This window comes from Vibrio sp. V42_P2S4T144 (assembly GCF_009904715.1).
Taxonomy (GTDB): domain Bacteria; phylum Pseudomonadota; class Gammaproteobacteria; order Enterobacterales; family Vibrionaceae; genus Vibrio; species Vibrio alginolyticus.
The window spans coordinates 1-11,392 of sequence record NZ_WXWS01000440.1 but is presented as its reverse complement, the minus strand read 5'-3'; the positions used below and the strand labels follow the sequence as shown (position 1 = coordinate 11,392).

General features: G+C 45.7%; 12 protein-coding genes. 6 read left to right on the top strand and 6 right to left on the bottom strand.

The features are described from left to right. The coding region (locus CAG68_RS14815; protein ID WP_161441316.1) for an MgtC/SapB family protein at positions 1 to 413 on the top strand (413 nt) is incomplete at its 5' end. A gap of 100 nt (positions 414 to 513) precedes the next feature. Here CAG68_RS14815 and CAG68_RS14810 read toward each other — a convergent pair. The 3 genes from CAG68_RS14810 to CAG68_RS14800 form a co-directional block, all read right to left on the bottom strand. Then, entirely contained in the window at positions 514 to 1,077 is a 564-nt protein-coding gene (locus CAG68_RS14810; protein ID WP_005381507.1) for a VC2662 family protein, read from the bottom strand. Positions 1,078 to 1,392: 315 nt separating this feature from the next. Further along, a complete protein-coding gene (gene groL / locus CAG68_RS14805; protein ID WP_005381509.1) occupies positions 1,393 to 3,039 on the bottom strand; it encodes a chaperonin GroEL in 1,647 nt (548 codons plus the stop codon). A 77-nt stretch (positions 3,040 to 3,116) separates the two neighbouring features. Continuing rightward, positions 3,117 to 3,407, bottom strand: a complete 291-nt coding sequence (locus CAG68_RS14800; RefSeq protein WP_005381516.1) for a co-chaperone GroES — start codon at positions 3,405 to 3,407, stop codon at positions 3,117 to 3,119. Between the two features lie 240 nt (positions 3,408 to 3,647). On the opposite strand from CAG68_RS14800, the gene CAG68_RS14795 reads away from it, so the two are divergent. After that, complete coding sequence (locus CAG68_RS14795; protein ID WP_017635565.1) at positions 3,648 to 5,030, top strand: MATE family efflux transporter; 1,383 nt, start codon at positions 3,648 to 3,650, stop codon at positions 5,028 to 5,030. 90 nt (positions 5,031 to 5,120) lie between these two features. Here the strand turns inward: CAG68_RS14795 and pfkA are convergent, their stop codons facing one another. The 3 genes from pfkA to CAG68_RS14780 all read right to left on the bottom strand — a co-directional run bounded on the left by pfkA (position 5,121) and on the right by CAG68_RS14780 (position 7,899). After that, positions 5,121 to 6,083: a 6-phosphofructokinase gene (pfkA, locus tag CAG68_RS14790; RefSeq protein ID WP_005381521.1), complete on the bottom strand. Its 963-nt coding sequence runs from the start codon at positions 6,081 to 6,083 to the stop codon at positions 5,121 to 5,123. Between the two features lie 283 nt (positions 6,084 to 6,366). Continuing rightward, positions 6,367 to 7,275, bottom strand: coding sequence for a CDF family cation-efflux transporter FieF (gene fieF / locus CAG68_RS14785; RefSeq protein WP_025768809.1), 909 nt, complete (start codon positions 7,273 to 7,275; stop codon positions 6,367 to 6,369). 111 nt (positions 7,276 to 7,386) lie between these two features. Further along, on the bottom strand, positions 7,387 to 7,899 hold the full coding sequence (locus CAG68_RS14780) for a CpxP family protein (protein ID WP_005386388.1): 513 nt from the start codon (positions 7,897 to 7,899) through the stop codon (positions 7,387 to 7,389). 190 nt (positions 7,900 to 8,089) lie between these two features. On the opposite strand from CAG68_RS14780, the gene CAG68_RS14775 reads away from it, so the two are divergent. The 4 genes from CAG68_RS14775 to CAG68_RS14760 all read left to right on the top strand — a co-directional run. Continuing rightward, positions 8,090 to 8,779, top strand: a complete 690-nt coding sequence (locus tag CAG68_RS14775; RefSeq protein ID WP_005382384.1) for a response regulator — start codon at positions 8,090 to 8,092, stop codon at positions 8,777 to 8,779. Next, positions 8,779 to 10,173 (top strand): envelope stress sensor histidine kinase CpxA, encoded by a 1,395-nt coding sequence (cpxA, locus tag CAG68_RS14770; RefSeq protein WP_005382383.1) that lies wholly within the window; start codon positions 8,779 to 8,781, stop codon positions 10,171 to 10,173. Before CAG68_RS14775 ends, cpxA begins: the two co-directional genes overlap by 1 nt. 174 nt (positions 10,174 to 10,347) lie before the next feature. Further along, positions 10,348 to 10,956 carry a superoxide dismutase gene (locus CAG68_RS14765; RefSeq protein WP_005382382.1) on the top strand — a complete coding sequence of 203 codons (609 nt, stop codon included), beginning with the start codon at positions 10,348 to 10,350 and terminating at the stop codon, positions 10,954 to 10,956. A gap of 136 nt (positions 10,957 to 11,092) precedes the next feature. Next, positions 11,093 to 11,392, top strand: a 300-nt coding sequence (locus tag CAG68_RS14760) for a TrmH family RNA methyltransferase (RefSeq protein ID WP_272926332.1), incomplete at its 3' end; no start/stop codon positions are given.

Sequence of the window (11,392 nt, the reverse complement as noted above, 5' to 3'; positions counted from 1 at the left end):
TCGGTATAGAGCGCCAAACTCGTGGTAAACCGGTTGGCATTCGCACAGCAATATTAATTATTTCAGGCACCTACCTGTTTATGTCGATGGCAGTGTCGTTATCGCCAAATACACTTGATCAAGCACGAGTGCTTGGTCAGATCATTACTGGCGTCGGCTTCTTAGGCGCTGGCGTTATGATGACACTTGATGGAAAAATCCATGGCGTAACATCCGCGGCTGTAATATGGGTGCTAGCAGGTTTAGGTTTGATGATAGGTTTGGGTTATTTAACGCAGTCGGTGGTTATTACTCTCCTGACACTAACCGTGTTGTTAGGTGTGGATAAAGCAGAAAACCACATCAAAGCATTACGCCGCGGTGTTCATCAAAGAATTCAACAACGCAAAACTTCATCACGATTAATTAAATAGTTAACGCTCCGAGAAACTCGCTTCATCTCATCAGTAATTAAAGAGCCCTCGACAAACATCGAGGGCTTTCTGTATATAAAGATTCTGACTTTCTCAGGGATTACTTAGCAAAGTTGATGAGTGGGAAACACTTGAAGAAACCGTTATCCGCACAGTTCAAAAGACCAATTTGCACGCCATCGATTTGATCGGTCATGTTGAAGAAACCAAACTGGAAATTAGACTTCTTAGAGATACTCGCTAAGCCCACATCCGCCATGGTGTAGCCTTCAGAATAGTTCACCGCGCTCCAGTTCAAGCCTTTTACGTTGTTCGTAATGTTAACAGCACCCAAGTTAACACCCGTCGTCTGACCTTGGTTCCAGTTAACTAAGCCTAAAGACGCGCCTTTCATTTCTTGATTTACTTTTGCTGCACCAAAAAACAGACCGAAGTTCACACCTGTCGTACGATCCGTTTCTGACATACCAAGCAGTGAAAAGTCGACACCTTTAACCTCATTTACCTGTCCATGCAACACAGCTAAACGAACGCCACCAACTGAAGAATTCGAAGGTGCGTTTGTGTTATCGATAGTAGAGAACATCACAGGTGTACTGTCGGCAAAAGCAACAGGTGATGCGATAGCGGCTGCAACCGCCAATGACGTCATAAGCTTTTTCATTTTCATCTCCATGATGGGAAGCAACAATTTACAACATAGTGTAATGTTCAGATTTTGCTCTGTCCCCGTTCAAAAAGTGTTAGCAATAGGTCAGATTTAACCATCTGACTCAAAAGAAAAAATATTTCTCTTCGATTTTTTGCTTCTGAAATGGCGCTTTTTACGCTCAGAAATCTCATGATAAGCCACTCCAGAACGTCATGTTTCTCAGGTGACACGCATAAAAAAAGTCGAGGCATCTGCCTCGACTTTTAAAGGTTTGGTCGGTTATCTTTCCGCTATAAGGGCTCCCTTAGAGCGATGAGATAAGCTGGCTTACATCATGCCGCCCATACCGCCCATGCCACCCATGCCGCCCATGTCAGGCATCGCTGGCGCGTCTTTTTGCGGTAGGTCAGTAACCATCGCTTCAGTTGTGATCATCAGACCTGCAACCGATGCTGCGAATTGTAGTGCAGAACGAGTAACTTTAGTTGGATCTAGGATACCCATTTCTAGCATGTCGCCGTATTCGCCTGTTGCCGCGTTGTAACCGTAGCTACCTTCACCCGCTTTCACGTTGTTCGCAACAACTGAGTCTTCCTCACCTGCGTTCTTCGTGATTTGACGGATTGGCGCTTCCATTGCACGTAGTGCAACGCGGATACCAACGTTTTGTTCTTCGTTGTCACCCGTTAGGTGAGCAATCTTAGATGCCGCGCGGATAAGTGCAACACCACCACCAGCAACAACACCTTCTTCAACCGCTGCGCGAGTTGCGGCTAGCGCATCTTCTACACGGTCTTTCTTCTCTTTCATTTCAACTTCAGTCGCAGCACCAACTTTGATTACTGCAACACCGCCAGCCAGTTTAGCTACGCGCTCTTGTAGTTTCTCTTTGTCGTAGTCTGAAGTTGCGTCTTCGATTTGTTGACGAATCTGAGCAACACGGCCAGAGATCATCTCTTCTTCACCGATACCATCGATGATAGTCGTGTTTTCTTTCGTGATAGAAACACGCTTCGCTTGACCTAGATCTTCTAGTGCAACTTTTTCTAGCTCTAGACCGATCTCTTCAGAAATCACAGTACCGCCAGTTAGGATAGCGATGTCTTGTAGCATTGCTTTACGACGGTCACCGAAGCCAGGTGCTTTCACAGCTGCAACTTTTACGATGCCACGCATGTTGTTCACAACCAATGTTGCTAGCGCTTCGCCTTCCACATCTTCTGCAATGATAAGCAGTGGACGAGATGCTTTCGCGACAGCTTCTAGCGTTGGAAGAAGCTCACGAATGTTTGAGATCTTCTTGTCTACTAGAAGAATGAATGGGTTTTCTAGATCAACACTGCCTGATTCTTGGTTGTTGATGAAGTAAGGAGACAGGTAACCGCGGTCGAACTGCATACCTTCTACTACGTCTAACTCGTCTTGTAGCGCCTGACCTTCTTCAACCGTGATAACGCCATCACGACCCACACGCTCCATTGCTTCTGCAATGATATTACCTACGCTTGCGTCTGAGTTTGCAGAGATAGTACCAACCTGCGCGATCGCTTTTGTGTCGTTACATTCAACAGAAAGCTCTTTTAGTTGCTCAACTGCCGCGGCAACAGCTTTGTCGATACCACGCTTAAGATCCATTGGGTTCATGCCCGCTGCGACTGCTTTTAGACCTTCGTTAACGATAGATTGTGCTAGTACCGTTGCTGTTGTTGTACCGTCACCCGCTGCGTCGTTTGCTTTAGACGCAACTTCTTTAACCATTTGTGCGCCCATGTTCTGGAATTTATCTTCCAGCTCGATTTCACGCGCTACTGATACACCATCTTTAGTGATAGTTGGTGCACCAAAAGATTTGTCTAGAACGACATTACGTCCTTTAGGACCCAGTGTTACTTTTACTGCGTCAGCCAGAACGTTTACACCTTCCAGCATTTTAACTCGTGCGTCATTACCAAATTTAACGTCTTTAGCAGCCATCTTTGATTTCCTTTCTAAAATTCTTTGTGTGTAATTTCGTAATTGAATCTGAGCAAAAAATTACTCAATGATTGCTATTATTCAACGATCGCCATGATGTCGTTTTCAGACATGACAAGCACTTCTTTACCGTCGATTTTTTCAGTTTTTGTACCGTAACCTTCAGCGAAGATAACGGTATCACCGACTTTAACGTCTAGTGGCAGTACGGTGCCGTTTTCTAGGATGCGGCCTTTACCCACAGCTAGAACAACACCGCGAGTCGATTTTTCTGCAGCAGAACCAGTCAGAACGATGCCACCAGCAGACTTAGATTCAACTTCTTTACGTTCAACGATAACTCGGTCATGTAATGGACGAATGTTCATCGGTCGTCTCTCCTGAAAATTTCCATGTTTATTTGATAATTGTCCTTAGGGACTGTAGCCCCAGACACGTGATCCCTATATAAGGGGTCGAAGCAGCGATCCCAAGGGGGTGGCACAAAATTTTTGTGACTTAGTTAAAATAACGAACAACTAGGCAACGGTTTGCGTTAGAAATGCTCACTCGCTCGGCATCTCGCTTTCTTGTATCCTTGCAGTTTGCTTACCAGATAGTTGTCACACATGCAGGAAAATAACAAGCTGGAACCCCAAGCGACCGATAAGCATGGTTTGTTGACCGCACCCATTCCTGAAACGCTGCGGAAAATGACCGTACCCATGACTATGGGCATGATCGCAATTTTGATGTTTAACTTGGTGGACACGTTTTTTATCTCGTTGCTTGGCACTCAAGCGCTAGCAGCTATCAGCTATACCTTCCCTGTCACCTTTGCGGTTAACTGCATTACGATGGGGATTGGGATGGGACTATCGACCAATATTGGTCGCTTGCTTGGGCAAGGTCATGCACCACAAGCTGCACGGTTCACCACCCACGGTTTGTTATTAGCCGTGTTACTTGTGGCTATCGCGTCTTCTATTGGCTTTACCACCATTGCGCCATTGTTTCGTTTTCTTGGTGCGTCTGATGATCTCATCCCTCTTATTGAGCAGTATATGCAGGTCTGGTATCTCACCATTCCTCTGCTAGTGATCCCAATGGCGGGCAACAGTGCTATCCGAGCTACTGGCGACACAAAGACACCAGCAAAAGTCATGATGTTGGCTGGTTTGATTAATGGCATGCTCGATCCATTGTTGATTTTCGGGTATGGCCCTTTTCCGGAACTTGGCATTCAAGGCGCAGCCATAGCAAGTGCCTTTAGCTGGTTAGGTGCTTTGTGTGGCTCATTCTATGTGCTAATTAAACGGGAAAAATTGCTTGCTCAACCCCAATGGGCTTTGCTGAAACAAGACTGGCAACAGACACTAAAAATTGGTACCCCTGCAGCGCTATCAAACGCGATGAATCCGTTGTCCGGTGCCATTCTAATGATGCTGTTATCCAACCACGGTACAGCGGCGGTTGCTGCTTACGGGGCAGCGCAGCGTATTGAGTCCATATTGATTTTAGTATTGATGTCGCTGACCTCTGCCCTCACACCGTTTATGGCACAAAATTTAGGAGCCAAACAACCGCAACGAGCCTTTTCCGGTTTATTTATTAGCATGCGTTTTGCAGTGGTATTCCAAGGGTTTATCTTCTTGATGATGGTACCGCTGAGCATTCCTCTGGCTGCGCTGTTTTCTCAGGAAGATGCGGTGAAAAACCTGCTTTGGCATTATTTACTGGTGGTGCCATTTAGTTATGGCTTCCAAGGCATCGTGATGATGTTAGTCAGTGGTTTGAATGCGATGCACAAGCCATTGCGTGCATTCCAGTGGAGCTTTATGCGGCTGTTCATTTTTACCTTGCCATCGGCTTGGGTCGGGAGCCAAATCTACAGCATTGAAGGCTTGTTTATCGGTATCGCGGTTGGGAATACGTTGGGTGGGCTACTGGGCTACTTGTTTGCGCTGCGCGAGCGAAAATTAACGCTCATAGAGCAGAGCAGCGTGTCTTAACACTCGTCTATCGCTAGTTTCTTTTTGTTGATTCTCAAATACAAAAAAACCGCGGAAAGCCGCGGTTTTGTTTATCTATTTCAAGCTTGCTTAGAACAACTCTTCAGCAACTTTGTATAGATCGTTGCGTACTGGACGCTTCATGTTTTCGATTGCGTCGATGATATCGTGGTGAACAAGTTGCTCTTTCACGATACCTACACAACGACCACCATGACCTTCGATCAATAGGTGAACAGCGTAGTTACCCATACGAGATGCTAGTACGCGGTCAAATGCAGTTGGACGACCACCACGTTGGATGTGACCAAGTACTGTTGCACGAGTTTCACGACCTGTCGCGGCTTCGATGTCACGAGCTAGTTCATTAGCATCCATCATTAGCTCAGTAAGCGCGATGATCGCGTGTTTCTTACCTTTAGCGATACCATCTTGGATGTTGCTGATCAGCTTGTCTTTGTCTAGACCAGTTTCCGGAGTGATGATGTATTCACAACCGCCCGCAATTGCAGACATCAGAGTCAAATCACCACAGTGACGGCCCATGATTTCTACAATTGAAATGCGTTGGTGAGATGAAGAAGTATCACGTAGACGGTCGATTGCATCGATAACGGTGTTTAGTGCACTTAGGTAGCCCACAGTGTAATCCGTACCTGCGATATCGTTGTCGATTGTGCCCGGAAGACCGATACATGGGTAACCCATTTCAGTCAGTTTCTTCGCACCCATGTACGAACCATCACCACCGATTACCACTAGTGCATCGATACCATGTTTTTTCAGGTTCTCAATCGCTTTTTCACGAACTTCCACTTGTTTAAATTCAGGGAAACGTGCAGAACCTAGGAACGTACCACCTTTGTTGATCACATCTGAAACGCTAGAACGATCTAGCTTCTCGATGCGGCCTTCGTATAGGCCTAGGTAGCCGTCGTACACACCGAATACTTCCAATCCTTCGGATAGTGCTGTACGTACTACGCCGCGTATCGCAGCGTTCATACCAGGTGCGTCACCGCCACTTGTTAAAACACCGATCTTCTTAATCATGCTCACCCTCGATCTTTGGCAATCAATTATTTAATTTTCTTTTAGGCCCCTTGTTACCAAGCAACCTGCATAATCCAGAACTGTGCGTTATGTTACATTTCCTCTACAGGATTACCAATGAAAACGCACTTTTTTATGTAACTTTTCTACTTATGTAAGAGTATTACAGTTTCTCTATGAAACTTTGTTGATTCATATCAGGATCACGAATCTTAATAAGTATTGATGGAAAGATAGTCAATAAGTACCTGTTTGTCGTCGGGCACTGATGGATTTTTCAAGCCTACCAATCTTGCGCTTTCTGCTCTTTCTCTGGTCCGAAAACGACAGACAATGGATCTTGATGGATCAATACATCCGCATCAGGAAACAGAGCCAATAAATTATCTTCCACTTTATCAGCGATGTAATGCGCCTCAATTAATCGTAAGTTATCGTCTAGCTCTAAATGCAACTGTATAAAGCGCGTCGGTCCTGACATTCGCGTGCGTAACTGATGCACGCCCAATACCCCTTTTACGCTCAAACAAGCTTGGTTAATTTGCTCAAGCTCTTCATCGGGCAACTTTCTATCAAGTAAGGTTTGAATCGCTTCGCTGACCATTTTGAAAGCGCTATAAAGAATGAAGACACCAATACCAATCGCAAACACAGCATCCGCTTGAGTCACTCCAAAATAACTGAGCCCCAGAGCCACCATGATCGCAGCATTCATATACAAGTCAGTCTGATAATGCAGAGAATCCGCCGCTATTGCTTGGCTCCCCGTCACGCGAACCACATGTTTTTGGAACATCACCAAGCCAAGTGTGACCACAATCGCAAACAGCGATACATACACACCTAACTCCGGTGCGTGTAAAGCATGCGGGCGGAAAAATCGGTCAATCCCGTTAAGAATCAAAAATACTGCCGAGCCCGAAATAAACATTGCTTGGGCTAGGGCCGCTAAGGACTCAGCTTTACCATGTCCAAACGTATGTTCGCGGTCTGCCGGTTGTAAGGCGTAACGAACCACCACAAGATTCACAACCGAAGCCGCGATATCTAACATGGAGTCAATCAATGACGCCAATAAGCTCACTGAGCCGGTTACCCACCACGTGATGACTTTTACTATCAGAAGAAGCGTCGCCACAATGGTTGCAGTCCAAGCGGCGGTCGTAACTAAACGTGCGTATTGCTGTTTCATAATCAAAGAGTTAACTAAAACCATACGTTGAGTATATTGAATGACCATGAAATAACCAGATCAAAAAGAGGCAACCAATGGCTGCCTCTTTATATAACATCAATTCATGACTTAATTATTGCGCGACTTTTCCATGCGCTTGTGCATTCTGTCGCCACACTCTTGCATACGTTCATTTTGTAGCTCAACAAATTTCGCTTTCTGCTCAGGTGTTAATACGCTAAGCATTTGGTGCTTTCTTTCTAGCATTTGCACGCGACGTTCCGTTTGGCGCTCAACCATCTCTTTTGCTAATTCGCTAGCTTGAGCTTCATCAAAGTTATCCGCCAGCAAAAGCGATTGTACTTTTGCGTGATGCGCTTGACGCTCAGCCATACGTGCTTCTTTGCCATCAGCGAATTTTGCTTTCATTTCTGCTTTGTTTGCTTCACGCATTTCTTTTAGCTGATCTTTTTGTGCATCAGTCAGGTCTAGTTGACGCATGACACCTCGGTCCATACCCATGCCGCATTCGTCACGAGGGCCTTTATGATGGTTTTTACCACCGTAAGCGAATGCGCTTGCGGCGCCAAGAGTAAGAGGTAGAACAACAGCAGCTAACACAAGTTTTTTTGCAGACTTCATAATACGATTCCTTACACAGGTGAGTGGTTCTTCTGAGCTGTTCTCACAGCGCTTGAGTATAGAATACGACCCGCTAGGTAAAGCGACGTATAGGGAGCGTAAAGAATCGTAAAGAGTGATTTTTCTCCTCTTCGTTGCGCATCATTCCAATGTAATATTAGGCTATCGGTAACTTACTATAGGTGCCCCCATGGCAAACATTCTTTTAATCGATGACGATATCGAGCTAACTAGCTTATTAAAAGAAGTACTCAGTTTCGAAGGGTTTGACGTCAGCGAAGCAAATGACGGTGAAGCCGGCTTAGCCGCGATCAATGATAAGATTGATTTGATTTTGTTGGATGTCATGATGCCAAAACTCAATGGCATGGAAACGCTGAAACGCTTACGTGAAAATTGGGAAACTCCCGTCTTGATGCTGACCGCTAAAGGGGAAGAAATTGATCGCGTGATCGGCTTGGAACTGGGCGCGGATGATTATTTACCAAAACCTTTTAGTGACCGAGAGCTGTTAGCGCGAATCCGCGCGATTTTACGCCGCACTAGCAGCACACAAAAAAATACCAAAAACAGCGATTGCATTGAGTATCAAGAAATCCGCCTCTATCCCGGTAAGCAAGAAGCGTATTGTGAGCAACAGTTACTCGATCTCACAGCAACCGAGTTTGCGCTACTCACCCACTTCGTACAAAACCCAGGACAAGTGCTGACCAAAGAGACACTGAGCTTAGATGTGCTTGGTAAACGACTCGCTGCTTTTGATCGCGCTATCGATATGCATGTCTCGAACTTACGTAAAAAATTACCAGATCAAAGCAATGGCAAGCCGCGAATCAAAACCCTGCGTGGTCGTGGCTACATGCTGCTTGAGGAGGATTAATGCGCCTATCACGCATCAAACTACCAAACATCAATAGCCTGTATGGACGCATCTTTGCCATTTTTTGGTTCACCATGTTATTAGTATTGATAGCCGTGCTATCACTGCCACATTTGGACCCACGCAAAGCTCGCGATATTCCAGAAGAACACTACAAACGTATGGTAGAAACGCGTGACTCAATCCAACAAAAATACAGCCAGCAAACAGATTTAGGCCGCATACTTTTTCGTATCGAGGGCAACCGTCACGGCAAGCACGACCCTCGCCCACGAGTCTTTTTTTCTGACTACAGCGGTAATGTTCTTACGACAGAAAAACGCAGCAATTTTCAATTGCGTGCCATGCAAAACTTTGTCACCAGTATCGAAGATTACAATAATCCAAAGCAGAAGCTGTATGGTCGATACATGATTGCGGGCCCAATTCCTATTACTTTGGCAGGTTCCGATATCTTGATGTACGTGGGCTTCAAATGGAATGAGCCACCACCTCTACTCCTGCGTCTGTTTGATCACCCATTCCAGCTCTTGCTTGCGGTCATGTTGGTTAGTACACCATTGCTGTTATGGCTTGCTTGGGCTTTGAGTCAGCCTGCACGTCGTCTTGAAGCCGCTGCTCAACGTGTAGCGAAAGGTGAATTTGTCACAGACCCAAATTTAGAAAAAGGTACGGCGGAATTTCGTCAAGCAGGCAGCAGCTTCAACCAGATGGTCGAAGCGGTTAATCAAATGATTTCAGGACAACAACGTTTGCTATCCGATATCTCTCACGAGCTGCGCTCACCTTTAACTCGTCTGCGCATGGCAAGCGCATTAGCGACGCGTAAACAAGGCGAAAGCCCAGAACTGACTCGTATCGATACCGAAGCGCAGCGCTTGGAACAGATGATCAGCGAACTATTAGAGCTTTCTCGCATGCAGGCGAACAGTCATATGACTCGCGAAACACAGCCACTAGAAAGTTTATGGGAAGAAATCATTAAAGATGCGCAGTTTGAAGCAGAGCAAATGGGCAAACAGCTACACTATTCAGAATTACCTAAGCGCAATATTTCCGGTAACCCTAAACTGCTGATGAGTGCGGTGGAAAATATCGTTCGTAACGCCATTTACTACGGAAAAGATGAGGTACAAATCGACATCAAAGCCGATGACGATACGCTTCGTATCACGGTTGACGATAATGGAGAAGGTGTACCAGAAGAGGAACTGGCCGCGATTTTTCGCCCGTTCTATCGCGTTTCCACGGCACGCGATCGCCACTCTGGCGGCACAGGTCTCGGCCTAACCATTACCGAAAGTGCCATTCGCCAGCACAGTGGCACGATCGCAGCCAGCCGAAGTCCTTTAGGCGGATTGCGTATGAGTATCACCTTACCGATCAATTGTTAGTCTCAATTTGATGAACTAACAATAATTCGCACCATATTTCTAGAGTGAGTGATTAACAGCCCCACCCTCACTTTAGAAATTGGTGAGGCTTCTTAGAATACCCTTACAAAGATCAAAGTTGATAATAATTATCGTTAGCATTAAAGTAAATTTTCCAATTAAGGAGGATTTACTATGTCACATACATTTCCCGCTCTGCCTTACCCGTACGATTCACTAGAGCCGTACATCGACGCGAAAACCATGGAAGTGCATTACAGCAAACACCACAAGACGTACTTTGATAAGTTTGTAAATGCCGTTGAAGGGAGCGAGCTCGAAACTCAGTCATTAGACGAGATCTTTGACAATATCTCTAAGCTCAGTCCAGCAGTACGTAATAATGGTGGCGGCTATTACAACCACATCATTTATTGGAATTGCATGTCACCAAACGGTGGCGGAGAGCCTCAAGGCGCGCTTGCTCAAGCAATTAACGATAAATTTGGTAGCTTTGCGCAATTTAAAGAGGCGTTTGCCCAAGCTGCCATCAATACCTTTGGGTCTGGCTTTGCATGGCTGATCGTAAAAGATGGTGAGATTCACATTACGTCCACCAGCAATCAAGATAACCCTCTGATGGACGTAGTGGATGTGCGCGGTGAACCAATCCTCGCATTAGACGTGTGGGAGCACGCGTATTACATCAGTTACCAAAACCGTCGCCCAGAATATATTGATGCGTGGTGGAACGTCGTCAACTGGCGAGCAGTTGAAGAAAACTATGCTCACGCTCTCTTATAAAGAGCATCGATACGTACGGTATTAACATCCGCGCTAATGCCTGCTTTCATACCCAGGTCAATCTTGCTGAATCTCGCATATTTCGGTGACTTGGGTATATACTGCCCCTCTCTTTGACCAACTCTATTTCAATACCATGTTTGATATCGCTTTATACGAACCAGAAATCGCGCCGAACACCGGCAACATCATTCGACTATGCGCCAACTGCGGTGCAAACCTTCACTTAATTGAACCTCTGGGTTTCGATCTTGAAGAGAAAAAAGTCCGCCGCGCTGGTTTGGATTACCATGATTTAGCTCGCGTAACGCGTCATAAAAACTATCAAGCGTTCTTAGAATATTTAGAGAAAGAGAAGCAAGGTAACTACCGATTGTTTGCCTGCACCACCAAAACCACAGGTCACCACGTTGATGCACAATACCAAACGGGTGAT